At 68.7% G+C, this 25,213-nt stretch carries 22 protein-coding genes; 10 read left to right on the forward strand and 12 right to left on the reverse strand.

Annotation, left to right across the window (positions count from 1 at the left end):
• Positions 1-202 precede the first annotated feature (202 nt).
• The 3 genes from ACX80P_RS03360 to ACX80P_RS03370 all read right to left on the reverse strand — a co-directional run bounded on the left by ACX80P_RS03360 (position 203) and on the right by ACX80P_RS03370 (position 3,456).
• A complete protein-coding gene (locus ACX80P_RS03360; protein WP_459276608.1) occupies positions 203-976 on the reverse strand; it encodes a hypothetical protein in 774 nt (257 codons plus the stop codon).
• 377 nt (positions 977-1,353) lie between these two features.
• Positions 1,354-2,373 carry a DUF808 domain-containing protein gene (locus ACX80P_RS03365; protein WP_459276610.1) on the reverse strand — a complete coding sequence of 340 codons (1,020 nt, stop codon included), beginning with the start codon at positions 2,371-2,373 and terminating at the stop codon, positions 1,354-1,356.
• Between the two features lie 249 nt (positions 2,374-2,622).
• Entirely contained in the window at positions 2,623-3,456 is an 834-nt protein-coding gene (locus ACX80P_RS03370; protein ID WP_459276611.1) for an SRPBCC family protein, read from the reverse strand.
• 235 nt (positions 3,457-3,691) lie between these two features.
• On the opposite strand from ACX80P_RS03370, the gene ACX80P_RS03375 reads away from it, so the two are divergent.
• The 3 genes from ACX80P_RS03375 (at position 3,692) to ACX80P_RS03385 (ending at position 6,914) form a co-directional block, all read left to right on the forward strand.
• A complete protein-coding gene (locus ACX80P_RS03375; RefSeq protein ID WP_459276612.1) occupies positions 3,692-4,732 on the forward strand; it encodes an AAA family ATPase in 1,041 nt (346 codons plus the stop codon).
• A gap of 108 nt (positions 4,733-4,840) precedes the next feature.
• Entirely contained in the window at positions 4,841-6,127 is a 1,287-nt protein-coding gene (locus ACX80P_RS03380) for an Nramp family divalent metal transporter (protein WP_459276613.1), read from the forward strand.
• Between the two features lie 58 nt (positions 6,128-6,185).
• The gene (locus ACX80P_RS03385; RefSeq protein ID WP_459276614.1) at positions 6,186-6,914 is read left to right on the forward strand and encodes a metal-dependent transcriptional regulator; all 729 of its coding nucleotides are present in this window, start codon (positions 6,186-6,188) and stop codon (positions 6,912-6,914) included.
• Positions 6,915-6,969: 55 nt separating this feature from the next.
• Here ACX80P_RS03385 and ACX80P_RS03390 read toward each other — a convergent pair whose 3' ends face one another.
• Positions 6,970-7,815, reverse strand: a complete 846-nt coding sequence (locus ACX80P_RS03390; RefSeq protein ID WP_459276615.1) for a metallophosphoesterase family protein — start codon at positions 7,813-7,815, stop codon at positions 6,970-6,972.
• Positions 7,816-8,263: 448 nt separating this feature from the next.
• Between ACX80P_RS03390 and ACX80P_RS03395 the strand changes: the two genes are divergently transcribed.
• Positions 8,264-9,754 carry a hypothetical protein gene (locus tag ACX80P_RS03395; RefSeq protein WP_459276616.1) on the forward strand — a complete coding sequence of 497 codons (1,491 nt, stop codon included), beginning with the start codon at positions 8,264-8,266 and terminating at the stop codon, positions 9,752-9,754.
• A gap of 51 nt (positions 9,755-9,805) precedes the next feature.
• Here the strand turns inward: ACX80P_RS03395 and nrdF are convergent, their stop codons facing one another.
• The 4 genes from nrdF to nrdH form a co-directional block, all read right to left on the reverse strand.
• Positions 9,806-10,780 carry a class 1b ribonucleoside-diphosphate reductase subunit beta gene (nrdF, locus tag ACX80P_RS03400; protein WP_459276617.1) on the reverse strand — a complete coding sequence of 325 codons (975 nt, stop codon included), beginning with the start codon at positions 10,778-10,780 and terminating at the stop codon, positions 9,806-9,808.
• Positions 10,781-10,864: 84 nt separating this feature from the next.
• Positions 10,865-13,024, reverse strand: a complete 2,160-nt coding sequence (gene nrdE, locus ACX80P_RS03405; RefSeq protein ID WP_459276618.1) for a class 1b ribonucleoside-diphosphate reductase subunit alpha — start codon at positions 13,022-13,024, stop codon at positions 10,865-10,867.
• A complete protein-coding gene (gene nrdI / locus ACX80P_RS03410; RefSeq protein ID WP_459276620.1) occupies positions 13,021-13,491 on the reverse strand; it encodes a class Ib ribonucleoside-diphosphate reductase assembly flavoprotein NrdI in 471 nt (156 codons plus the stop codon). Before nrdI ends, nrdE begins: the two co-directional genes overlap by 4 nt.
• Before the next feature lie 37 nt (positions 13,492-13,528).
• A complete protein-coding gene (nrdH, locus tag ACX80P_RS03415) occupies positions 13,529-13,771 on the reverse strand; it encodes a glutaredoxin-like protein NrdH (RefSeq protein ID WP_459276621.1) in 243 nt (80 codons plus the stop codon).
• A 430-nt stretch (positions 13,772-14,201) separates the two neighbouring features.
• Here nrdH and ACX80P_RS03420 point away from each other — a divergent pair, with 430 nt between their 5' ends.
• The 3 genes from ACX80P_RS03420 (at position 14,202) to ACX80P_RS03430 (ending at position 16,583) form a co-directional block, all read left to right on the forward strand.
• Positions 14,202-15,140: a LysR family transcriptional regulator gene (locus ACX80P_RS03420; RefSeq protein WP_459276622.1), complete on the forward strand. Its 939-nt coding sequence runs from the start codon at positions 14,202-14,204 to the stop codon at positions 15,138-15,140.
• A 64-nt stretch (positions 15,141-15,204) separates the two neighbouring features.
• Positions 15,205-15,783, forward strand: a complete 579-nt coding sequence (locus tag ACX80P_RS03425; RefSeq protein WP_459276623.1) for an ArsR/SmtB family transcription factor — start codon at positions 15,205-15,207, stop codon at positions 15,781-15,783.
• A complete protein-coding gene (locus ACX80P_RS03430) occupies positions 15,780-16,583 on the forward strand; it encodes an SRPBCC family protein (protein ID WP_459276624.1) in 804 nt (267 codons plus the stop codon). Before ACX80P_RS03425 ends, ACX80P_RS03430 begins: the two co-directional genes overlap by 4 nt.
• A gap of 8 nt (positions 16,584-16,591) precedes the next feature.
• Here the strand turns inward: ACX80P_RS03430 and metE are convergent, their stop codons facing one another.
• From metE to ACX80P_RS03445, 3 genes are all read right to left on the reverse strand, one after another.
• Positions 16,592-18,922, reverse strand: a complete 2,331-nt coding sequence (gene metE, locus ACX80P_RS03435; protein WP_459276625.1) for a 5-methyltetrahydropteroyltriglutamate--homocysteine S-methyltransferase — start codon at positions 18,920-18,922, stop codon at positions 16,592-16,594.
• A gap of 47 nt (positions 18,923-18,969) precedes the next feature.
• The gene (locus tag ACX80P_RS03440; protein ID WP_459276626.1) at positions 18,970-19,872 is read right to left on the reverse strand and encodes a methylenetetrahydrofolate reductase; all 903 of its coding nucleotides are present in this window, start codon (positions 19,870-19,872) and stop codon (positions 18,970-18,972) included.
• 244 nt (positions 19,873-20,116) lie between these two features.
• Positions 20,117-21,268, reverse strand: coding sequence for an App1 family protein phosphatidate phosphatase (locus tag ACX80P_RS03445; protein WP_459276627.1), 1,152 nt, complete (start codon positions 21,266-21,268; stop codon positions 20,117-20,119).
• Positions 21,269-21,398: 130 nt separating this feature from the next.
• On the opposite strand from ACX80P_RS03445, the gene ACX80P_RS03450 reads away from it, so the two are divergent.
• The 3 genes from ACX80P_RS03450 to ACX80P_RS03460 all read left to right on the forward strand — a co-directional run bounded on the left by ACX80P_RS03450 (position 21,399) and on the right by ACX80P_RS03460 (position 23,256).
• On the forward strand, positions 21,399-21,779 hold the full coding sequence (locus ACX80P_RS03450) for a hypothetical protein (protein WP_459276628.1): 381 nt from the start codon (positions 21,399-21,401) through the stop codon (positions 21,777-21,779).
• A 174-nt stretch (positions 21,780-21,953) separates the two neighbouring features.
• Complete coding sequence (locus ACX80P_RS03455; RefSeq protein ID WP_459276629.1) at positions 21,954-22,331, forward strand: hypothetical protein; 378 nt, start codon at positions 21,954-21,956, stop codon at positions 22,329-22,331.
• Between the two features lie 34 nt (positions 22,332-22,365).
• Positions 22,366-23,256 (forward strand): HNH endonuclease, encoded by an 891-nt coding sequence (locus ACX80P_RS03460; protein WP_459276630.1) that lies wholly within the window; start codon positions 22,366-22,368, stop codon positions 23,254-23,256.
• 359 nt (positions 23,257-23,615) lie between these two features.
• Here ACX80P_RS03460 and ACX80P_RS03465 read toward each other — a convergent pair whose 3' ends face one another.
• Positions 23,616-25,205 carry an FG-GAP repeat domain-containing protein gene (locus ACX80P_RS03465; protein ID WP_459276631.1) on the reverse strand — a complete coding sequence of 530 codons (1,590 nt, stop codon included), beginning with the start codon at positions 25,203-25,205 and terminating at the stop codon, positions 23,616-23,618.
• Positions 25,206-25,213 lie beyond the last annotated feature (8 nt).

Consider the following 25,213-nt stretch of genomic DNA (forward strand, 5'->3'; position numbering starts at 1 on the left):
GGTGATCCTCGGGGTCGGCGGGTGTCCTGCCGGGCGGAGGCCGCGGGCGCGGGACGGAGCGAGGATCTAGGAGAGCACGGCACCACTATAGCCGCGCCCGGTTCCGGGGGTGCAAGGGCGGTCCCCCGAGCGGGCGCTCTGCCCGCGGTGACCGTCGCGGACCCGGGAGGGTCCGCGACGGTCGCGCGTCACGGTCGGACGATCACGCCTTCGCCATGCTGCGGCGCGCGGCGTAGGTGCCACCGACGGCGCCCGCGAGGAGGACACCGCCACCGAGGGCGATCAGCCCGGTGGGCGTGGAGGTGGACTCCACGACGGCACCGGTGTCGGCTCCGCCCGAGGGCATGGCGCCCATCTGGGCCGGCACGAGCGTCCCGCACAGCGCGGGCGCTGTCGCGCCCAGGGGCAGGGCAGGGTCCAGGTCGCTCGGGGCGTTGAACGCCTCCGGGGTCGACGGCGTCGTGGCCGGATCCAGGCCGTGGACGTTGAACACCGCCGTGCCGTTCTCGAGTGCCGCCACGGTGGCGGCGTCGATCGTGAACGTGCGGTGGATCGCGTAGGTGCCGCCCTGCCCGGCGAGCTGCAGGTTCAGGGCTTCGGCAGGAGTCGTGGGCCCCGACGTCGTCACCGTCGCCAGGATGCCGCCGTAGCCGGGTGCGCTCTCGGTGACGCTGATGATGCCGTCACCGTCGGTGTCGTTCGCCGGTGTGGGGCAGACGCCGGCGGCACCCCCATGGATGTGCTGTACGTGGGGGTAGGGGGCACCTTGGAAGGTCTCGGCGAGTCCGGACACCTGCAGATCGACGGTGGCCTGATCGCCGACCACATTCACGGTGACGGTGCCGGTGCCCGTGGTGCCGTTGACCTGGCCGAGGGTGGACGAGTAACTGCCGTCCGCAGCCATCGCGGAAGACCCTGCCATGGCGACGGCGCTGAGGGCGAGGGCGGGGACTGCAAGCAGGCGCATCTTGTTCATGGGATTCGTATCCTTCACGGTGCGAGGGGAACGGACCCGGCTCCGGATCCGCATCGATCTGGCTGGGAGCACCGCGTCGCATCGGATGGCGTGAAGCTGCTGATCCTGGTTCTGCTGCGCGGCGCCCTCGCGGTTCATCCTGTACCCGTCCCCGGGCGCACGAGAAGGACCCCTCGTGACCACCATTGGTCCTTTACAAACGGGATCTGCGGGGGGTCGTGGGAAGCGGCCGCCCGTTGTCGCAGGGACGCGCGCCACGGGTAGGGTGCCGCCTGCGTCACCGGGGACGAGCGCTCGCGCCTGTCCCCGCCGGTCCATCGGGCCACCGGAGCGGCCCCTCGGAACGTGGTCGCGTTCGGAGGGCCGGATGGGGCGGATCAGGGGGCGTGGTCCGCGCTTCCCTTTCCGGAGCGGTAGCCGGCGACGGCGGCGCGGATCTCGCCCTCCTCGTGGTCGCCCTTCGTGCCGAACGGCAGTGCCTTCAGCAGCGGGTGCACGATCGCCAGGACCACGGATCCCCAGAGGAGCCCGAGGATGGCCGAGCACAGCGTGTTCACGAGCCAGGCCAGGAAGCCCCCGACGACAGCGATGTCGACGAACGGGGACTCGAGGACGTGGACGAGGTCGTAGGGCAGGTGCCATCCGAGGTCGTAGGCGCCCTGCAGCATGATGTGCCCGCCGACCCACAGCATGGCGATCGTTCCGATGAAGGTGATGGCGGCCAGGACCGCGGGCATCCCCTTGACGAGCATCTCGCCGAAGCGCTGGGCGCCCGGGGAGCCCTTGGTGGTCAGGTGCAGTCCGATGTCGTCCATCTTCACGATGAGCGCGACGGCGCCGTACACCAGGACGGTGATCGCGAGGGCGACGACGACCAGGATCATCGCGCGCGCCCAGATGGACTCGCTGGACACCTCGTTCATCGAGATGACCATGATCTCGCAGGAGAGGATGAAGTCGGTGGTGATGGCGCCCTTGGTGACCCTGGCCTCCGCCTCCGGGCCCCGCTCCACCGCCGGCGCCTTCTGGGACTCGTGGTGGCCGCGGAGCTTGTGCCAGACCTTCTCGGCGCCCTCGTAGCACAGGTACGTGCCGCCCAGCATGAGGATGAACGGGATCACCGCGGGGATGAAGGCGCTGATGAGCAGCAGTGCCGGCAGGATGATCAGCAGCTTGTTCCGCAGGGAGCCCCAGAAGATCCGCTTGATCATCGGCAGCTCACGGGAGGGGTCCGCACCGGACACGTACTGCGGGGTCACCGCGGCGTCGTCGATGACCACGCCCGCGGCTTTCGTCCCGGCCTTCGCCGCTCCGGCTGCGACGTCGTCCACGGAGGCGGCGGCGATGCGGGCAATGGCTGCGACGTCGTCCAGCAGGGCGACGAGGCCGCCGCTCACAGCCCTGCTCCGCAGCGCTCGACGGCGGACGATCGGATGTGGAGGACCCCGTCGAGGCATGTGATCGGCATTCCTCGAGTATATGGGGGCGGGCGCCGCTCGTCGGGAAGCAGTCTTCCTCCTCGGGATGACTTTGACCCCGCACGCCGGGACGGTCCGGCGCCGGGCGCCTGACCGTCGCAACGCAGACAGCCACCCACTCCTGATGGAGTAGGTGGCTGCAGCGCCCGCGGGACGGGCCGCCGGTGGCTAGAGTGCGCCGCCGGTGGTGCGGTTCTTGTCCAGCAGCGGATCGTGCAGGGGATCCGCGGCGGTGCCGGTCTGCGAGCCGGGAACGACCGGATCGACGTCGTCGACCGGCAGGAGGGTCTCCTCGGTGCTGCGCGAGAGGACGGTGTCGTCGGTCGTGTACACCTCGGATGCTGCCGTGGTGTCGACGGGGGTGACGGTGACGTCCTGCTCGACGACGGTCGTGTCGTCGTCGTTCTTCTTGCTGGCTGCGACCCCGACGGCAGCAGCGGCAGCAGCGAGACCGATACCGGCCGCTACCTTGCCGGAGACGCCCGCGTGGCCGCTGTCACCGCGGGACGACGCGGCGTCCTCGACGCCGGGCTGGCCGGTGCCGACGCCGCTTCCGACCGATCCACGCCACGCGCCGGTGGCGTATCCTTCGTCCTCGATGAACGCCTTGAACCGCTTGAGGTCTGCCTCGGCCTGGTTCTCGACGACGTTGAGCTTGTCGCCGATCTTCTCGACGAGGCCCTCGGCCTCGTACTCGAGGACGAGGTGGACCTGGGTCTGTCCGCCTCCGACGTCCTCGAAGGAGACCGAGCCGGCGTTCGTTGCACCCTCGGTCGCGGCCCAGGACACCTTCTGGTCGGGTACCTGCTCCAGGATGGTCGCGTCCCACTGGCGGCGGACGCCGCCGATCTCGACGACCCAGTTCATACGCTGGTTGTCGAGCTGCTTGACGGACTTGACGCCACCCATGAAGTGCGGGAATTCTTCGAACTGGGTCCACTGGTTGTACACGGTACTGACCGGGACATTGACGAGAATGCTCTTTTCGACCTTCGTGCTCATGGCGTCTCCTTAGGGTTAAGACAAACTCAGGGGCTAACGTGCGTGAACAACTGAAGCAATTGATCAGCTAGCTTAGTATAACGCAGATTGCGCCCCTTCGGCAGGTCCGTCCCGCCCATCCGTGACCTTTCTCGGGTACTACAGTTGATCAGCACCCGAGGAACCCATGCCGACCGGCGCCCGGGCCCACCGCAGGTGGCATACGGGCGGTTCGAAACCACTTCAGGAGAAACGCATGGCCGCCAGCCGCAATCCACTCGACGACCTGCGTGAGACCATCGGCAACCTGGCCGACCAGCTCAAGCTTCCCGGCTCCGAACGGGGCGACGACCGCGTGGGTGAGCTCTTCAGCGTGCGGCCCGGACCCGCCCGGCCACTGGCGGAGGTGCAGGCCGAGCTCGACGCCCTGGTGGGGCTGGAGAGCGTCAAGGAACAGGTCCGGGCGCTCGTCGCGTTGCTCCAGGTCCAGGCCCGCCGCAAGGCGCACGGTCTGCCGGAGGTGGCCACCTCGCAGCACCTGGTGTTCCTCGGGAATCCGGGCACCGGCAAGACGACCGTCGCGCGGCTCCTGGCCGAGATGTACCGCGCGGTCGGACTGCTGCAGAAGGGTCACCTGGTGGAGGTGGACCGTTCGGCCCTGGTGGGGCAGTACGTCGGCGCGACGGCGATGAAGACGGACCGGGTGATCCGCCGGGCGCTTGACGGCGTCCTGTTCATCGACGAGGCCTACGCATTGACCCCGGAGGACGGGCGCATGGACTTCGGCCCCGAGGCGATCGAGGTCCTGCTCAAGCGCATGGAGGACCACCGCCACCGTCTGGTGGTGATCGTCGCGGGATATCCGCGGCTCATGGAGTCGTTCCTGCTCTCGAATCCCGGCCTGCGCTCCCGGTTCGCCCGGGAGATCACGTTTCCCGACTACTCCGTCGATGCGCTCGAGACGATCTTCAAGCAGATGCTCACCCAGCACGAGTACACGCTCGAGCCGGGCGCGGATCAGATGCTGCGCCGCATCCTCGCCAACATCCACGCGGGCGAGGACTCCGGCAATGCCCGCTTCGCGCGCACCCTGTTCGAGCAGGCCCTCAACCGCCAGGCGCTGAGGCTGTCGCTCGACACCGGACGGAGCCTGGACGCGCTCGATCGCGACGACGTCATGACGCTGACGACCGACGACCTCGTGGCAGCCGCGCAGGCCCTGGGCGAGGAACCCGAGCCCGAGCCGCAGCCCGGACCGGAGGCCGACCCGTCACGCTGGTGGCACTGGTTCATGTGACCGGACCGGCGAGGCTGGAGCAACCCCGGCGATGGGCTGTCGTGGATGAGAACGCCCACTCCCCCGTCAGCCCTTTTTAGACACGTCTAAAAATGCTAGCGTCGGCGTATGCCCCGGCACTCCCCCGCACCGATCCCCCTCGAACAGCCTCTCGCACCCGGCGTGCAGCAGGGGAGAGCCATCGGCGGAGGCCGGACGATCTGGCTGCTGGGGCCGGCCCTGGTCGCCGGCGTCGCCTACCTGGATCCGGGGAACGTCGCGAGCAACATGACGGCCGGTGCGGCCTACGGGTTCCTGCTCGTCTGGGTCGTCGTCCTCGGCAACGTGATGGCCTGGCTGGTGCAGTACCTCTCCGCGAAGCTCGGGATCGTCACCGGCAAGAGCCTCCCGGAGATCCTCGGCGAGCGCATCAGGCAACGCTGGGCACGCCGGGGGTTCTGGGTGCAGGCGGAACTGGTCGCCATGGCGACGGATGTCGCGGAGATCCTGGGGGGCGCGATCGCCCTGTACATCCTGTTCGACCTGCCCCTGATCCTCGGTGGGCTCATCACGGGAGCCGTGTCCCTCGCCGTGCTGCAACTGCAGGGCAAGGGGCGCCACAAGGCCTTCGAGCGGCTCATCATCTCGATGATGGTCATCGTCGCGATCGGCTTCTCAGCGGGCGTGTTCCTCCGGCCACCGGAGCCGACCGACGTCACTGCGGGCCTCCTCCCGGCCTTCGAGGACAGCCAGTCCGTGCTCCTCGCCGCGTCGATCCTCGGGGCCACGATCATGCCGCACGCCATCTACGCGCACTCGGCCCTGGCGCGCGACCGCTTCCTGGGCCGCACACCGGCAGTGGTCCCGCGGCTGCTGACAGCGACCCGGTGGGATGTGACCATCGCCCTGACGGTCGCGGGCGCGGTCAACCTCGCCATCCTGCTCCTGGCCGCGACCTCCCTGCAGGGCCGGGACGACACCGGGACACTCGAGGGCGCCCACGGGGCGATCGCCGACGTCCTCGGTCCGGTCATCGCGACGCTCTTCGCGGTCGGGCTCCTCGCATCGGGGCTGGCGTCGAGCTCCGTCGGAGCGTACGCGGGAGCCGAGATCATGCAGGGTCTGCTGCGGGTCAGAATCCCCCTGATCACCCGCCGCGTCATCACCCTCATCCCCGCGCTGCTGATCCTCGCCCTCGGGGTCGATCCCACGCAGGCGCTCATCCTCAGCCAGGTGGTGCTCTCCTTCGGGATCTCCTTCGCTCTCGTCCCCCTGGTGTACCTGGGGTCGCGACGGGACGTGATGGGCAAGCATCAGAACAGGTGGTGGACGACGGCGGTCGGCATCGTCGTCGTCGGCCTGCTGGTGACACTGAACCTTACGCTGCTGTTCCTCGTGTTCACCGGCGCAGGGTGACCTCCGGAGCATGCCCGGCAGTTCGGTCCTTGACAGCCCCCGACACTGGACCACTTCGATGACGACACAGCGGCAAGGAACACTGCCCAACGCGGCGGTCGAGGACTACCTCAAGACCATCTACCAGCACACCGAATGGCAGGACGAGCCGATCACGCCGTCGGTCCTGGCAGCCGGGCTGGCGGTCGCTCCCGCCTCCGTGACGAGCATGGTGAAGAAACTCGCCGCCCTCGGCCTCGTGGACCATGTCCCCTACGGGCCCCTCAGGCTCACCCGGGAGGGGCACCTCAGGGCGGTGGGTGTCGTACGCCGGCACCGCCTCATCGAGACCTGGCTCGTCCGGGATCTCGGCTACGCCTGGGACGAGGTCCACGAGGAGGCCGAGCTTCTGGAGCATTCGGTGTCCGACCGCCTTCTCTCCGCGATCGACGAGCGCCTGGGCCATCCCACCCACGACCCCCACGGGGACCCCATCCCCGACGCATCAGGGCACGCACCGGTTTCCGCGTTCCTGGTCCTCGACGAGCTCGACCCCGCCGGGTCCGGCGTCGTCCTGCGCATCGATGACAGACGACCGGATCTGCTGCGCCTCCTGGCCGCACATGACATCCGCCCCGGAAGCACCGTCACCGTGCACGGCCGCGACGCACAGGGCCTCCTCGTTTCCGCCGAACCGGCCGCGGCGCGTCCAGCGCTGCGCGTTGCCCTCCCGGATGCGCAGCGCATCTGGGTCCGACGGCCTTCCCGCGCCTCTCCTGACGCTCACCGCGGCGGAACCCCCGCCTGAGGGGGACATGCGCCTGAGGGGGACATGGCTCTCCGCTGGTCATCGGCGGGCTTGCTCACGGCGCGGAACGCGTCCCTTCGTCCCTGCTCGACCCCGAGGTCGGGACGAAGGTCCAGTCGAACGATCCGTCGTCCCGGAGTGTCAGGCGAAGGTACCCGTGAGTGTCGCTGAACCGCTTCTCGATGTACGACGGACGGCTGGTGAAGGAGCGCAGGCCGATACCCCCGGTCGAGACCTGGAACGCTGTCATGCCGTCGCTGACGCACCGGTCGGCGTTGTCCACCGGACAAGACCGTTCGTAGTTGTGTTGTGAAGCTGACAGGGTCAGACGGACCCGGTGTTTCCACATCACGTCGATCCACGGCTTGTGCTCCGCGGCCCGCTCATGACTCTCCGTGTCCGACGTGAAGTACGGTTCGTGGTGGACGACCGCCAGGTGCTTGCCCTCACCCCGGGCAGCAGCGAGGTCCTCGTCCAGCCACTTAGTCACTTCCCGGGCCTCCGCAGGGTCGTACCGCCAGTGCGCGGAGGACAGGAACGCGAAGTGCCAGTTCCCGAAGTCCTTCGAGTACGGTTTCCCGTTCCGGATGAACCCGCGCTCCTCGTTGATGGCGGCCTTGGCCGTAGACCCCGGGCATTGCCCGTTCATGAAGTTGTCGAGGTCCTCGTTGCGACCGGGTTGCCAGTCGTGGTTGGGTGCGGACACCCAGTACAGCTTGGGCATCGTGCCTGCCCACAGCTTCGTCCAGTACTCCACGTAGTCAGCGCAATACGCGGTGTCGTACTGGAAGTCGCCGAGCCCCAGGAAGGCGTCGATCTCGTCGTTCTCCACGAGCCGGGTGATCGCAGCGGCGTTCCGGCCGGACGGGCTGTCGGCCGCGTAGTTCCTGGGGCCGTTCATGTCACCGACAGCAGCGATGCGAATCTCCTTGGGAGGGGGAACGCAACCCGCGACCGAGAGCACCAGGAGGGCTGTGATGGTTGCGGCCACTGTCCGGAGGGATCCGGGACGAGAACCTGCTGACTCCATCCGAGAACCCCCATGCATACAGGCGCGCCGCCCAGCCCGAGAGTGGGGCGCTCCGTAGACTCGCTGTGATGATCGTCAACCGTAGGGCTGCCGGTCGGCATGTGACAACAATACCGAAGCGGTTTCGAGAGGTTCGAGTAGTGGACCGAGGACAAACGGGTGGTGACTGCAGGTGGCGGACACCGATCGTGCCGCTCTCACCGTGGGGGAACCTCCAGAGGTGACGCCGAGAGGAGCGGGAAGTATGGGGACCGCGTCCGCCGTGACCCGATTAGCAGCCACGTCCCAGCAAGACGTGGTACTGCAGACTGATCGAACCATGGAAAGTGACCCTATGATCAGCTCGCGCAGGGACCGCCGCCGGCGTCTGGTGTCTGCGATGGTCGCTGTCCTACTGCTCACCGGCTGTACGATCCCGCCCGCCACCGATACCGGCTTCCCGGCGGCACCCACGGCGACACCGGCACCGGCAAGCGACCCCTCACCATCACCGACCGGTGTGACCTCGCCGGTGGCGCCACCGGCGGCGCCACAACCGGGCGATGCCGGGGTCGAGGGTCCGTCGCATGCGGGCACGGGGACGCCGACGGGTACCAAGCGGGCAACGAATTCGTTCTGGTTCAACGACGGCCTGTGGTGGGGGAACCTGTGGGACACGGCCAGCTCGGACTTCCACATCTTCAGGTTCGACGCCTCGACGAGCTCGTGGGTCGATACCGGCGTTGTGACGGAGAAGCGCGCGAACACCCACCATGACGTGCTGTGGGACGGCACGACGTTGAACGTGGCGAGCTATCGGTTCGTCAACGACGGTCTGCCGGCCGAGCCGGGCTTCCCCGCGACCATGCATCGCTACAGCTACAACTGGAGCACGAAGACGTACACCCTGCTGAGTTCCACTCGGATCAACAACGAGCGCGTCGAGGAGCTGACCATCGACAAGGACTCGACCGGCCGGGTGTGGGCCACCTGGCAGCAGGGGAACCAGATCTACCTGAACGTCACCGGCACGGATGGCAGGTATTGGGGGGAACCGTTCGCGCACCCCGCGTCGGCCATCCCTGGGGAGTTGAGCAACGTGTCCGTGGACGACACGTCGGCGGTGATCGCCTTCGGCGGGAACAAGATGGGCGTCATGTGGAGCCGGCAGGTCGGCGATGCCACCGACGGCTGGTACTGGAGCTACCACGTGGATGGAGCGGCGGACACCGCCTGGAGCACTCCGGTCGCGGCGGTGTCGGGGCAGAAGAGTGGTGACGACCACATGAACCTGAAACGGCTGAGCTCCTCCGACGGAAGGGTCTTCGCCGCGATCAAGACGTCGTACACCTCCCCGACGGAGCCGCTGATCCAGCTGCTGGCGCTGGATGGCACGACCGCGACGTGGGCGGTGCATACGATCGCGACGGTGGCGGAGTGCCCGAACCGGATGATCGTCCTGATCGACGAGGCCGCACAGCAGCTGCGCACTTTCGCCACCTATCCGAAACCGAGCGGCACCGCCGACGCCGGTGTCTGCACCAGTTCGGGGGGCGCGATCTACGAGAAGTCCACCCCGCTGGACGACATCAGCTTCACGACCGCGAAGACGCCGCGGATCGTGGACGCCGACCAGTACGTCCACAACGTGACGTCGACCAAGCAGAACCTCAACAGTGCGGCGCAGGGCACGACCGACAGCGGCCTGCTGATCCTCGCCGACGTCAATGCCACAAGCCGGTACCGGCACTATCACGACCCCGGCGGCGGTGGTGGCGGTATGACGGAACAGCCCGTGGTGCCTACACCGGCAGCGGCGCGACCGGAGTAGCGGCGACGGCCCGGACGGGGTGTTCTCGGGAGCGAGGACCGCCTCGCGTGACTAGAAGTCCCAGTCCTCGTCCTCGGTGTTCACGGCCTTGCCGATCACGTACGAGGAACCCGACCCGGAGAAGAAGTCATGGTTCTCGTCGGCGTTCGGGGACAGCGCCGAGAGGATCGCCGGGTTCACGTCGGTCACGGAGGACGGGAACATCGCCTCGTAGCCCAGGTTCATCAGCGCCTTGTTGGCGTTGTAGTGCAGGAACTTCTTGACGTCCTCGGCCAGGCCCACGGAGTCGTAGAGATCGTGCGTGTACTGGACCTCGTTCTCGTACAGCTCGAAGAGCAGCTCGAACGTGTAGTCCTTGAGCTCCTGGCGGCGCTCCGGCGTCGCGCTCTCCAGCCCACGCTGGAACTTGTACCCGATGTAGTAGCCGTGCACGGCCTCGTCACGGATGATCAGGCGGATGAGGTCCGCCGTGTTCGTGAGCTTGGCGCGCGAGGACCAGTACATCGGCAGGTAGAAACCGGAGTAGAACAGGAAGGACTCGAGCAGCGTCGAGGCGACCTTGCGCTTCAGGGGATCATCACCGCGGTAGTAGTCCGTGACGATGTGCGCCTTCTTCTGCAGGTTCACGTTCTCCGTGGACCAGCGGAACGCCTCGTCGATCTCCTTGGTGGAGGCCAGCGTGGAGAAGATGGATGAGTAGCTCTTGGCGTGCACGGATTCCATGAACGCGATGTTCGTGAGGACGGCCTCCTCGTGCGGGGTGATGGCGTCCGGGATGAGGCTGACCGCGCCGACCGTCGCCTGCACGGTGTCGAGCAGCGTGAGACCGGTGAAGACGCGCATCGTGAGCTGCTGCTCCTCCGGCGTCAGGGTGGCCCACGACTGCACGTCGTTGGACAGCGGCACCTTCTCGGGCAGCCAGAAGTTGTTCACCAGGCGGTTCCAGACATCCACGTCCTTGTCGTCCTGGATACGGTTCCAGTTGATGGCCTGGACCTGGTCTACGAGCTTCAGCTTCTCGCTCATGGTGTGTTCCTTGTCTGCGTGGGTACTGCCTGGTGTGCCGGAAGCCAGGCCGGGCATACCGCCCGGCCCGGCCAATTTAGTTGCCTAGAGCATGCAACTGACGCAGCCCTCGACCTCGGTCCCTTCCAGCGCGAGCTGGCGGAGACGGATGTAGTAGACGGTCTTGATGCCCTTGCGCCAAGCGTAGATCTGCGACTTGTTGATCTCGCGCGTGGTGGCGGTGTCCTTGAAGAACAGCGTCAGGGACAGGCCCTGGTCCACGTGCTGCGTGGCAGCGGCGTAGGTGTCGATGATCTTCTCGTAGCCGATCTCGTACGCGTCCTGGTAGTACTCCAGGTTGTCGTTGGTGAGGTACGGCGCCGGGTAGTACACGCGGCCGAGCTTGCCTTCCTTGCGGATCTCGATCTTCGACGCCACCGGGTGGATGGAGGACGTCGAGTTGTTGATGTACGAGATCGAGCCGGTCGGCGGGACGGCCTGCAGGTTCTGGTTGTAGATGCCGTGCTCCATGACCGAGGCCTTCAGCGCACGCCAGTCCTCCTGCGTGGGGATGTGCACGTCGGCGAACAGTTCGCGCACGCGCGGTGTCGCCGGCTCCCACACCTGGTCGGTGTACTTGTCGAAGAACTCGCCGCTGGCGTACTTGGACTTCTCGAAGCCGGCGAACGTGCGCCCGGTCTCGATGGCCATCAGGTTCGACGCCCGGATGCAGTGGTACACCACGGAGTAGAAGTAGATGTTCGTGAAGTCCAGGCCCTCCTCGGAGCCGTAGTGGACGCGCTCACGGGCGAGGTAGCCGTGCAGGTTCATCTGACCGAGGCCGATGGCGTGCGAGGCGTCGTTGCCCTTGGCGATCGACGGGACGGAGCCGATGTTGCTCATGTCAGAGACGGCCGAGAGGGTGCGGATCGCGGTCTCGATGGTCCGGCCGAAATCGGGCGAGTCCATGGTCTTCGCGATGTTCAGCGAGCCGAGGTTGCAGGAGATGTCCTTGCCCACGGAGTCGTAGGACAGGTCCTCGTTGTACGTGGTGGGCTCGGATACCTGGAGGATCTCGGAGCACAGGTTGGACATGATGATCTTGCCGTCGATCGGGTTGGCCCGGTTCACGGTGTCCTCGAACATGATGTACGGGTAGCCGGACTCGAACTGGATCTCCGCGAGGGTCTGGAAGAACTCGCGGGCCTTGATCTTGGTCTTCTTGATCCGGGCGTCGTCCACCATCTCGTAGTACTTCTCGGTGACCGAGATGTCGGAGAACGGCATGCCGTACACCTTCTCGACGTCGTACGGCGAGAACAGGTACATGTCCTCGTCGCGCTTGGCGAGCTCGAAGGTGATGTCGGGCACGACGACACCGAGGGACAGCGTCTTGATGCGGATCTTCTCGTCCGCGTTCTCGCGCTTGGTGTCGAGGAAGCGGTTGATGTCCGGGTGGTGCGCGTGCAGGTACACCGCGCCGGCACCCTGGCGGGCACCGAGCTGGTTGGCGTAGGAGAAGCTGTCCTCGAGGAGCTTCATCACGGGGATGACGCCGGAGGACTGGTTCTCGATCTGCTTGATCGGCGCGCCGACCTCACGGATGTTGGTCAGGGCGAACGCGACGCCGCCGCCGCGCTTGGAGAGCTGCAGGGCCGAGTTGATGGACCGGCCGATCGACTCCATGTTGTCCTCGATGCGCAGGAGGAAGCAGGAGACGAGCTCGCCGCGCTGGCGCTTGCCGGCGTTGAGGAACGTGGGGGTGGCGGGCTGGAAGCGACCGTCGATGATCTCGTCGACCATCTGCTCGGCCAGGGCCTCGTTGCCGCGGGCCAGGTGCAGGGCGACCATGCACACGCGGTCCTCGTAGCGCTCGAGGTAGCGCTTCCCGTCGAACGTCTTCAGCGTGTACGAGGTGTAGTACTTGAAGGCGCCGAGGAAGGTCTCGAAGCGGAACTTCTTCGCGTACGCGCGCTTGAAGAGGTCGCGGATGAAGTTCATCGTGTACTGGTGGAGCGTCTCGCGCTCGTAGTACTCGTTCTTCACGAGGTAGTCGAGCTTCTCCTCGAGGTCGTGGAAGAACACCGTGTTGTTGTTCACGTGCTGCAGGAAGTACTGGTGCGCAGCCTCGCGATCGGCGTCGAACTGGATCTCCCCGTTCGCCCCGTACAGGTTGAGCATGGCGTTCAGCTCGTGGTAGCCCATGTCCTTGAAACGGTCCACTGCGGCTGCGGGAGCACCCGTCTCTGTCTCTGCAACACTCATGTCCAAAACTCTTCCAATCCTTGAATTACGCGGTCCACGTCCTCGGACGTGCCCATGACTTCGAATCTGTACAGGACGGGGACGTTGCACTTGGCGGCGACGATGTCGGCGGCAAGGCAGTAGGTCTCACCGAAATTGGTGTTACCTGCCCCGATCACCCCCCTCAGGAGGCTGCGGTTCTGCTGGTTGTTCAGGAACTTCACCACCTGGCGGGGTACGGCTCCGTTGCCGGTGGTTCCCCCGTAGGTGGGCAGGACCAGGACGTACGGCCGGACCGCCCGCAGCGTGGGCTCCTTGGTGAGCAGCGGCATGCGGGCGGCCCGGACCCCCAGCTTCGTCACGAAGCGGTGGGTGTTGTCCGAGACGGACGAGAAGTAGATCAGCGGGGCGTCCGTGAGCGGACCCTCGGCGTCCCCGGCAGCAGCCGGTACAGCGGGGGTTGCTCGGTTGTCCACGATGGTGGCCATGTCAGGATGCCTCACCGGCGATCCCCGGAGGGATCGGTCAGGCTACCGAGCTGACGGCGTCGGCCAGCGAGCTGATCTTGTCGGGACGGAAGCCGGACCAGTGGTCGTTGTCCGTGATGACCACGGGGGCCTGCATGTACCCCATGGAGCGCACGCGCTCGAGGGCGGCCGGGTCCTGCGAGATGTCGACACTCTGGTAGGCGATGCCCTTCTTGTCCAGAGCGCGGTAGGTGGCGTTGCACTGTACGCAAGCCGGCTTCGTGTACACCGTGACGGTCATGTCCTGGTCCCCTTTTCTTCTACTTCTCATACGAGATTCTTCGACGAACAGCTGCTGCGTCATGGGCGGCGCGCGACCCCGGAAGGGGAAGAGATCCGGGGACTCCCGCGTCTGGCAAACCCATGCCGTCCAGCGGCTGTTTCTGTACTTCGATACTACATCTAGTGCAGGCTCGTGATGCCAACCCCTAGATGATGTATTACAAGTATGTCATTAGCAGGGTGCGTAGTCCACACGATGTCCACAGACGGGGCCCTTCGGAAAGCCCGGAAACGGGCCGATCCGAGGCTCTGGAGGGGGCGTCGTCCACAGCTCTGTGGAGGAGTTCCGCACAGGAGAAAAACTTCCGTGTCGCGTTCCTCACGGCGTGTCGCGTCAGCACGAGACCCAGCATCGGAGGCGGCCCGAGGCCCGCCGGTAAGCTCGACGGATGATCAACCCGATCCACCTGCGGACGCTGCTCGAGGTGATCCGCCACGGGTCCTTCAGCGGCGCCGCCACGAGCCTCGGCTACACGGCGTCGGCCGTGTCCCAGCAGATGTCGGCGCTGGAGCGCGACACGGGCGCCGTCCTGTTCACGCGCTCGGCCCGCAGCGCCGTGCCCACGGAGGCCGCCGTCGCCATGTCCCGGCACGCCGCGAAGGTCCTCACGGACATCGACGCCCTGCTGGCCTCGACCGCCCGCGCCGGGTCCGGGCCCGCGCACGAGCTGCGCCTCGGCCTCTTCCCCAGCCTGGCCACGTTCGCCCTGCCGAGGCTGCTGCGCATGCCCGAGTGGCAGCGGCTCGGGGTCTCCCTGCATGTGTTCGTCGGCGAGCCCGCCCACACCATCCATGGGCTGCGCACGGGAGGCGACCTCGACCTCGCGCTCGTCTACCAGGTGGGCCAGGCCGGGCTCGCCTGGCCCTCGACCCTCAGCCGCCAGTGGATCGGCGACGACGACTTCCGCGTCATCCTGCCCGCCAGCTGGGGCATCCGCAGCGGCGCCCGGATGAGCGCCGACCAGCTGGCCGACATGCCGTGGATCATGCACCACCCCGGCACCGCGGACGCCACCGTGATCGAGCGGCTCTTCGCGAGCTGCAACCTCCACCCCCGCATCAGCGCCTACTGCGACGACTTCAACGCGAGCCTCGAACTCACCGCGGCCGGACTGGGGGCCGCCCTCGTGCCCGAGCTGGCCATGGTCAACCGCCCCGAGGGCATCGTGGCGCTCGACGTGCCCGAGATCAGGCTCGCCCGCAGCATCTTCGCGCTGCGCACCGGCGACGCCGACGACGCCCGGGTGCGGCTCTTCCTGGACCACCTGGCCGAGATCCTCCGTTCCCAGAGCATCGGGCCCCGGCACACGGCGTCGGGCCGCGCCTGAGGAGAATCACCGTCCAGCCGTCGAGCTCTTGACAACTAATATTGTCAAGGAGCATCGTGGTGGCATGCAGGACGTCGAAGTCATCGAGAACCCCGAGGCGGCCGCTGCCGTGCTGGATCCGATCCGCGCGAGGCTGCTCGGCGAGCTGGCCGTTCCGGCCTCCGCCGCCGAGCTCTCGGCCCGGGTCGGCCTGGCACGCCAGAAGATCACCTACCACCTCAAGGCGCTCGAGGCGCACGGCCTGGTGCAGCTGGTCGAGGAGCGCCGGCACGGGGGCATCACCGAGCGGGTCCTGGGGGCATCGGCGGCGTCCTACGTCGTGTCGCCGGCAGCCATCAGCGCCTCCGCGGCCGATCCGGACGCCACCAAGGATCATCTGTCGGCGGGCTACCTCGTCGCACTGGCCGGCCGACTGGTGCGCGAGGTCGGCGCCCTGGTACGCCGGGCCGACGCGCACGGCAGGGCCCTGCCGACGCTGACCATCGACACCACGATCGGCTTCCGGTCGGCCGCCGACCGGGCTGCCTTCGCCGACGATCTGACCGCTGCGGTGCTCGATCTGGCCGCCCGCTACCACCATGACGACGGGCGCCCGCACCGGCTCGTGGTCGCCGCCCACCCACTTCCTGAGGAGAACCGATGAACACGATCCCGAATGTCCCCTACCGCCTGGAATTCAGCGTCGAGGTCCCGGGGACCCCCGAGCAGGTCTGGCAGGCCATCGCCACCGCGAAGGGCATGAGCGCCTGGTTCCTGCCGACCGAGATGGAGGAGCGCGAGGGCGGTTCGCTGCATTTCGCCATGGGCCCCGGGATGGGCTCGGACGGCCACGTCACCGGCTGGGACCCACCGCGCAGGATCGCCTACGAGGAGGACTGGGCCGCCCTCATGGGCAAGGACCCGGATGAGCTCAGCCCGCTGACGTCGGAGTTCCTCGTCGAGGCCCGGTCCGGCGGCACCTGCGTGGTGCGTGTCACCAGCAGCGGTTTCGGGACCGGCGCCGCCTGGGAGTCGGAGTTCTGGGCTGACATGGGCGCCAACTGGATGCCGTTCTTCGACAACCTGCGCCTCTACCTGTCGCACTTCCCCGGCCAGGAGGCCGCACAGCTCGAGGCCGTCGCCTCCCATCCCGGCGACGAGCAGGCGCTCTGGTGGGCCCTGCGCGACGCGCTCGGGCTGGGCGAGGAGGGTGCGACAGTCGAGATCGGCGGTGCTACCGGCAGGGTCGAGCGTGTCGGCGAGCGCCAGGCCCTGGTCCGGCTCACAGCGCCGGTACCCGGGATGCTCACCGTCTCCGCCTACGGTGAGAGCGCCGGGACGGCCACGGCGAGCATTCGGGCCTACCTGTTCTCCGCCGATGCCGCGGACTACGTCCGGCGCGAGGAACCGGCGTGGCAGGAGTGGCTGCAGGAGCTGGTGGCCCCGGTCGGAGGGACGGCCTAGCAGTACACCTAGCCGAGCCCGGCCGGAGCCTCCACGGAGGCGCGGACCGCGCGGGCGGCCTCGACCAGGTTCCGCAGCGACTCCTCCGTCTCCCGGTAGCCGCGCGTCTTGAGACCGCAGTCGGGGTTCACCCAGAGCTGCGGGGCCGGCACGTGGCGGACGGCGCGCTTCAGGAGCGCCCGGATCTCGTCGACGGACGGCACGCGCGGCGAGTGGATGTCGTAGACCCCGGGCCCCACGCCCCGGCCGAACCCGTGCTCCTCGAGATCGTGCACCACCTCCATCCGCGACCGGGCGGCCTCGAGCGAGGTGACGTCGGCGTCGAGCCCGTCGATGGCGGGCAGGACGCTGCCGAACTCCGAGTAGCACAGGTGCGTGTGGATCTGCGTGGCAGGCGCTGCGGACGCCGTCGCCAGGGTGAAGGCCCGGACCGACCAGGCGAGGTACGCCGCCTGGTCGGCGCGCCGCAGCGGCAGCAGTTCGCGGAGCGCGGGCTCGTCGACCTGGATGATGCGGGTGCCCGCCCGCTCGAGGTCCTCCACCTCGTCGCGGAGCGCGAGCGCCACCTGGTTGGCGGTCTCGGCGAGCGGCTGGTCGTTGCGGACGAAGGACCAGGCGAGGATGGTCACCGGTCCGGTCAGCATGCCCTTGACCGGCCGTGCCGTGAGGGACTGCGCGAAGGCGGTCCAGGGCACGGTGATCGGCGCGGGCCGGCTGACGTCCCCCCAGAGCAGCGACGGCCGGGTGCACCGCGAGCCGTAGGACTGCACCCACCCGTGCCGGGTGACGTCGAAGCCGTCCAGGTGCTCCGCGAAGTACTGCACCATGTCGTTGCGCTCGGCCTCGCCGTGCACCAGCACGTCGAAGCCCAGATCCTCCTGCAGGCCGACGACGCGCCGGATCTCGTCCTGCAGGGCGGCCTCGTACTGCTCCGCGGAGAGCGCACCCCGCGCCGCTCGCGCCCGCGCGGAACGGATCTCCGCGGTCTGCGGGAAGGAGCCGATCGTCGTCGTCGGCAGGACCGGCAGGTCCAGGGCGGCCTGCTGCGCGGCACGCCGCTCGCCGTAGTCCCCGCGGGCGAAGTCCGACGGCGTGAGGGCCGCGGTCCTCGCGCGGACGGCCGGCACCTCGACACCGGGGGCGGTCCGGCGCCCGGCGAGGATCCGCGCGGCGGCCGCGATCCCGCCGTCGACGACGCCCGGGTGCACGGCGTGCCGTGCGAGGAGGACGACCTCCTGGACCTTCTGGTCGGCGAAGGACAGCCACGAGCGCAGTAGCGGGTCCAGGGCCTGTTCGACGCCCGCGTCGTGCGGCACGTGCTGGAGGGAGGTGGAGGTGGCGACGGACAGGGCGGCGCCGTCGGCCCGGAGCGCGTCGAGCACACCGCCGGCCGCGGCGAGGTCGGCCTTCCACACGTTGCGGCCGTCGACGACGCCCGCCACGAGGGTCTTGCCGCGCAGCAGGGCGACCTCCGCGGCTGTGGGGACCGCACCCCTGACGAGGTCGAGGTGCACGGCGTCGACGCCGGTCGCGGCGAGGTCGGCGAGCCGCGTGCCGGGCGACCCGTAGGGAGTGGCGACGAACAGGGCGGGCCGGTCGGTGCCGTCCGCGAGGTGCCCGTACGCCTCCCGGACAGCCTCCCCGATCCGCTCCTCGGGCACCGTGGTGTCCGCGACGAGGCCGGGCTCGTCGAACTGCACCCAGCGCACGCCGCGGTCGGCGAGCCGCCGCAGGAGCTCCCGGTACAGGGGCAGCACGTCGCCGAGCCGGTCCAGCGGGAGGAAGGCGGGGTCTTCGCCGTCGGCCGCCTTGCTCAGGAGCAGGAAGGTCACCGGGCCCACGAGGGTGGGCCGCACCCGGTAGCCTGCCCCGGCCGCCTCATCGACGTCCCGGAGCACGGTGCCCGGGGACAGGGCGAAGCGCGTCGACGCGCCGATCTCGGGCACCAGGTAGTGGTAGTTGGTGTCGAACCACTTCGTCATCTCGAGCGGCCGGCGCGTGGCGTCGCCCCGCGCGAGGGTGAAGTAGGCGTCGAGGTCCAGGCCGCCGTCGTCGCCCGGCAGGTCGGCGAAGCGTTCCGGGACGGCACCGAGCACGACGGCGGTGTCCAGCACCTGGTCGTAGAGGGAGAACGACGCCGGGATGGAGCAGTCGTGGGGGTTCAGTCCGAGGTCGGTGAGGCGCGCATAGGTCGACTCGCGGATGCGCCGTGCCTCCCGCTCCAGGGACGCCCCGTCGACCTGCCCGGACCAGTAGGCCTCCAGGACCTTCTTCAACTCGCGGCGCGGCCCGATGCGCGGGTAGCCGATGATCGTGCTGTGCGGGAATGGTGCGGACACGGCGGTCTCCTGGTGGCGGCAGAGGGGCGGGGACGGGGGGATCGCGGTCAGAGGGAAGCGGCCAGCCCAACCTGCGGCGGCCGCTCGAGTTCGAGGGCGTCGAGCACGTCGAGGGCGGCCGAGTGCTCGTTGAAGGTGTAGAGGTGGAGGCCGGGGGCGCCGTCGTCGAGCGCCGCCCGGGCGAGTTCGACGGTGGCCGCGACACCCACACGTCGGCGCTCGCCGTCGGTGCGGGCCCCCTCCAGCCGGGACCACAGGCCCGGGTCCAAGGCGACGCCCGCGAGGCCGCTGAGCTTCTTCAGGCGGCGGGTGCTCGTCAGGGGCATGACGCCCGGGATGATCGGGATGGTGACTCCGGCTCGGCGTGCGCGTGTGACGAGCCGCGCGTAGTCGGAGGGCTGGAAGAACACCTGGGTGATCGCGAAGTCCGCTCCCGCGGCCTCCTTCGCCAGGAGCACCTCGAGGTCCTGCTCCATGCTCGGCGAATCCGGGTGGCGGGTCGCGTACGCGGCGACGCCCACGGAGATCCGGCCGGCCGCGAGCTGCGCGGTCCGCTGGGCCTCGACCTCGCGGATGAGCCGCACGAGTCCGTCGGCGTGCTCGATCTCGTCCGGCTCCGGTTCGGCGCCCTCCGGAACGTCCCCGCGCAGCGCGAGGATGCCGCGCACCCCGCCGCCGATCATCCGGTCGACGATCTCCGTGAGGTCCGCTCGGCTGGTGCCGACGCACGTCAGATGCGCCAGTGGCTTCAGCGTGGTCTCGGTGAGGAGGCGCCGCAGGAGGGTGAACGCGGTGTCCTGGTTGTGGCCCGCCGCTCCATAGGTCACGGACACGAAGTCCGGCCGCGTGTCCTCGAGCCGGCGGATGGTGGTCCACAGGGACTCCTCCGCCGCGGCGTCCCGCGGCGGGTACAGCTCGTAGGAGAGGGCCGGGTAGGTGGGCTGGGACATGGGATCCTCTTCGTACGTGCCGCCCGGTCCCGCGCGGTCGCGGACGGGCAGGGAGATGTGCAGGGCAATGACGGCGACGGATCACCGCGATACTGCGTACGAATGTCAGACCCACATGGGGGCACCCACACTCCCTTGCGGGAGTCGCTGACCCGCTACTTTCGGTAGCTAGGCGCCCACGCTACGACAGTCCGGAGGCACCATCAAGACTCCCGCCTTTCATGACGAACTGCGGCGCCGCCGGTCACTCCGTCTCCGGGGTGACCTCCCCTTCCTCGGGCACGTCCGCCGTGCGGACGGTGCCCTCGATGATGCCCATCTCCTCGAGCCGGACGGACATGCCGGCGCCATCGGGGGCGTAGACCCACGGAATCCCGGGTGTCGGCTGCACGCCGGTCTTCGAGCGGCCACCGGCCAGCACGGCCTCGCTCGCGGACAGCTGGCGGATCGCGATGGCGCGCACGTTCTCGGGGTGCCGCAGGGCGAACTCGGAGTAGATGGCCTCGTCGTGCTGGCCGTCGTCGCCCACCAGCAGCCATTTCATGTCCGGGAACTCCTCGGCCAGCCGTTCCAGGGAGAGCCGCTTGTGCTCCTGCCCGCTGCGGAACCAGCGGTCGCGCGTCGGCCCCCAGTCGGTGAGCAGCTTGGGGCCGGCCGGGTAGAGGTTCCGGGAGAGGAAGCGGGACAGCGTCGGCGCCACGTTCCACGCCCCGGTGGAGAGGTACAGCACGGGGGCCGACGGGAGGGTGCGTACGATCCGCTCGTAGAGCACGGCCATGCCGGGCGTGGGGGTGCGCGCGTGCTCGTCCAGCACGAAGGTGTTCCACGCGGCGAGGAAGGGCCGGGGCAGCGCCGTCACCATCACGGTGTCGTCGATGTCGGACACGACGCCGAAGTCGGTCCCGTCCTCGATGATCCGCACGGGTGCCTCCACCGCACGGGACTCGCCCGCCTGAAGGGTGATGTTGTGCCACCCGGCGTCGAGGGACACCGGGATGCGGGCGTCCACGACGCCGCCGCGGTCCGCCTCGACGTCGTGCACCGTGTCACCGATGGTGACATGCACGACGGCGTGGGCCACCGGGGGGCTCGTGAAGTTGCGCCAGCCGCGCATGCCGTCCTTCAGGGGCTTCAGGCGGCCCTCCTCCGTGCCGGGGACGGCGTCCCGCGGGTCACTGAGGACGACGCGCGCCAGCACCCGCACCCAGGACGTCGTCCCGTAGCCGGTGTAGGGGATGACGGCCTCCATCCGGCCCCGCCGGACCGCCCGGCGGGTCTGGAAGCGGAGCCAGGCATCATCGAGGCGCATGGCGACGTGACGCTCCTCGCCGGAGGGTGTCGTGGCACGGCTCGGGCGGGCGGAGAGCGCGTGCGGTTTCAGGGGATGTGGGCGCATGGGACCAGTCTGGCACGGCGCACGCCGACGGACGAGTGGTGTACGCACAGGTCACGGGCGGCTAACAACTTGGTCAACCGGATCGGCCGGTCTTGTAGGTGGGTGCGGCGGCTGCGACGCTAAGGATTCGATGCAGGCAACGATCAGCGGGGACGTCATGGCACAGGAATGGGAACGGGCGAGTGTGCGCTTCAAGGAGGACCCTGTGCTGCGTAGCTGGTCCGCCGAGCGCGAGCTGGACCCCGAGACGACGGCGACCGACCTCGCCCATGCCATCCTCTTCGGCCGTGCCCAGGCTGCCCTGGAAGCCGTTGCCGCAGGCGGTGCGGGGCTCTCGGCCGACCACGCGCGTGCCCTCCATTTCGCGAACGAGATGGCAGAACTGCGGCACTACCAGCCGCTGATCGCCGTCGACGGCGGACATCCCGTCCTCGCGCCGGGCATCCGCGAGGTGATCGGCAGCTTCGACGCCCTGATGCTCTGGCGGGACCAGCCTGCGTGGGACCTCTGACGCCTCCCCTCCCCTGACGAGCTCTTCGACCGGCCACCCGTCCGTCGCCGAGGCGGTGCCGAAGACTCCTCGTGCCCCGTTGCTGCTCGAGCTGCCGCGGACGGCCCCCCGTGTCCGATGCCGGACCTCGTGCGGGGACGGGTGATCCAGGAGGACTGTCGGATTGAGACGAACGTGATGCAGCGCTGTGGTGCCCCGGCCGCGGTGGTCCGCGAACCGGGTCGGTTCTCCCTCGCCGTCCTGCCGCGGATGCTTCGCCTGCGGTGGGAACCGCGCATCGTCATCGGCCTCGACGACGTCGCGCGCGTCGGGTCCCTCATCGCCGCCTCCGGCGGGCCGACGCTGCCGCTGCTGGTGCAGGTGGCGAAGCTCAAGGAGGTCACCTGGGAGGCGAGGGCGGCGATCCTCGCCCACGAGTTCCCGACGAGGGTCGCCGTGCTCGGGGTCGACGCCGTCGATCGCGTGCTCACCTCCTTCCTGGTGAAGGGCAGCACCGAGGCGCGCTTCTTCACCGGGCGGAACGAGGCCGAGGAGTGGCTGCTGCAGGACTGAACCCTGGCGGGCGCGGATCTGTCAGACTCGTGTCATGGCGGCAGTGATCATCCCCTGGAATCCTGACGGGCCCCAGTGGCAGGGCCCGTACGCCGCTGACATCGGCGCCGTCCGTCGGGACGGCGTCGTCCGGCAGCGCTGGGAGCTCCCCGCTCCCCTGCCGTCCGCGCACCCCGCTTCCTCCCACCCCGTCGAGCGCGGGATGGACGTGTGGCTGGTGATCCTGACCGGTGCCCCGGCGGCGCAGGGCCTCATCGGCCACGGCACGGTCGCCGTCGTCCGCGGGGCGGCGCCGGAGGACGGCGTGACGCCCGTGGAGATCGACTTCGACGCCCTGCTCGCCCGGGGAGATCAGCTGGCGTTGCCGCTGCTCGTGGACCGCGTGCCCGGCGTACTGGCCGCCGACGGCCGACCGATCGTGATCGAGGGGACCGAGGAGGCAGCGATGCGCGCGGCCTGGCGGGACGCCGTCGTCCCGGACCCCGGGTCGCTGGACCCGGTCCCGGGTTCCCTGCCTCCGGCCGCCGGCAAACGGGTGCAGGTCAACCGGTTCGAGCACGACCCGGATGTGCGGAGGATCGTCGTCGCCCACCGGGGATCCTCCTGCCACGCGTGCGGCCTCGACTTCGAGCAGCGGTACGGCCTCACCGGCGGTGACCTCATCCAGCTGCACCACGTCACCCCCCAGGAGTACGTCGACGCCGACTACGAACCGGATCCGCTCGTCGACCTCGTTCCGCTGTGTCCTACCTGCCACGCGGTCGCCCACAGCCGGTGGCCCCGCCCCTACGGTGTGGGGGAGCTCCGGGCCATGCTCGCCCGGAGCGGTTTCCTGCACGGGACGGTGCTGACCGATGAGCAGCTCGCGGCGCAGGCGAGTGCCGCGCGCATCCTCGGTGCGTCGTCGGGCCCTGAGAGAGCGTGACGCCGGGCTCCGAGGGGGAATGCACCCTCTGAACGGCATCGGGTTCGACGTACGTTCGGGCCGTCGAACGGTGTCAGCGTGAACCGTCGACCGTCGTGCTGAAGGGCCAAGACGAGAAGAGGGGCGGACGTGTCCAGTGGGTCACCGTCCGGATACTCCGCCGTTCCGCTGCGATGACCGAAGGCCTCGGCGGAGCTTCCGGCGTGCGGTGCGCTGGACCGGCGGCCTGCTCCTCGTCGCCCATGGCGGTGTGGACGCGCCGGTCAGCGGTGCCGTCCGTGCAGGACTGATCCGTCCTGCAGGTGACGCGCGGTGCATTTCCGCTCCGGTAGACCCCCCGTGAGCACGATCGGTCAGGCTCAGAAGATCGGGGCGAGCCCGTTCCACCCTGTCCCGACCTGCACGCGGGGCAGCCACCCACCCGAGCCATTGCCCAGATACAACCGGAGGTTGCCCTGGGAATCCCGTGCCACCACGTCGGCGGTACGGTCGCCATTGAAATCCCCGGGGCTCATCAACGCGGTTAGTACATTCCACCCGGTTCCCACGCGGACGCGTGGTAGCCATCCGCCCCGACCGTTGCCGGGATACAGCCAGAGGTATCCAGTAGCAGCTTCACGGCCCAAAAGGTCAACCTGTCCGTCGCCGTCGAAGTCCCCCGGTCCCAAGAGTGAGTTGAAGGTGTTCCAGTTGCCTCCCACCGGTACTCGCAGCAACCATCCCCCCTTGCCGTTGCCCGGATACAACCACAGCGTCCCGGTCGCCCTCTCCCGGGCCAGAACATCGACGAACTGGTCGCCGTTGAAGTCCCCCGGCCCCATGATGGAATTCATGATGTTCCAGCCACCGCCCAGCCGCACCCGAGGCAACCATCCGCCCACGCCGTTGCCTCGGTACAACCACAGAGAGCCGGTTGCCGCTTCACGGGCCAGCACGTCCGCCTTCCCGTCGCCGTCGAAGTCTCCTGGCGTCTCGAGCGCGTTCATGGAAGCCCAGCCGGTCCCGATGCGCACACCGCTCCACACCGTGCCGTTCCCTTTCCCCCGATACAGCCGGAGGTCTCCCGTCGCGGTGACACGTGCCAGAAGGTCGCTGTTCCAGTCGCCGTCGAAATCAGCGGTCGACCGTGAGAGGGTCGAGGCCGGGATGGCCAGGGGCGTGAAGGCGTAGGGGTCGCACGTCACGTCGTAGTCGCGGGTGTCGTCGTACCACTGGGAGAGGTAGACCCGGCCCCCGGAGAAGCTCGGCTGCCGGCAGCGGTCCAGCGCTTCGCTCGGGTAGTCGAGTCTCCCGGCAGTGGCCCATACCGGTACCCCGGGCAACCGCCACGACCCCGTGATGTCGGCCCAACCGGACGCATAGGAGTACAGGCCGTAGGAGAACCCCGAGTCCCGCAGGCCGCGCATCATCCCTTCGATGATCAGCCGGTTGTCGCGCTGGTGAGCGGCGGTGCTCGTCGGCCAGGGCTGAGCGGGCCGCGGCTCGACGTCGATCCATACCACCGGCGGGCGGAAGCCGATCCTGTTCATGCTTGCGACGGCGAACTGGGCCTCGGCGTAGCCCACGTTGGACAGCTGTCCGGCCCGAGTAGTGGTGGCCCATGGCCCCCGGGCGCCGTACGTACTCACCTGCGCTGCGGTGGGAAACGCAGCCATTGCGTAGCCGTGGGTCTTCTTGTTGTTGGTCCGGGTCCACGCGACCTGACTTGCCAGACAGGGGTTCTCGGTGAAGGGCAGGCCCTTCGTCAGTCCGATGATGACGAACTGGGTGGAGACCGGCGGCATGGGCAGACCGAACCCTCCGACGGCGGCGGGGCACTGGGGCCAGGACACGTCGTGGCCATAGAGCGGTGCGGCCTGGGCCGGTGGTGCGACGCTCACGAAGCCGAACAGGAGGGCGAGGGATGTCCCAACAGCTAGTAACGTACGCCGGAGTGAACGTGCTTTCATGTCAACCA

The sequence above is a fragment of the Arthrobacter arabinosi genome, from assembly GCF_054511115.1.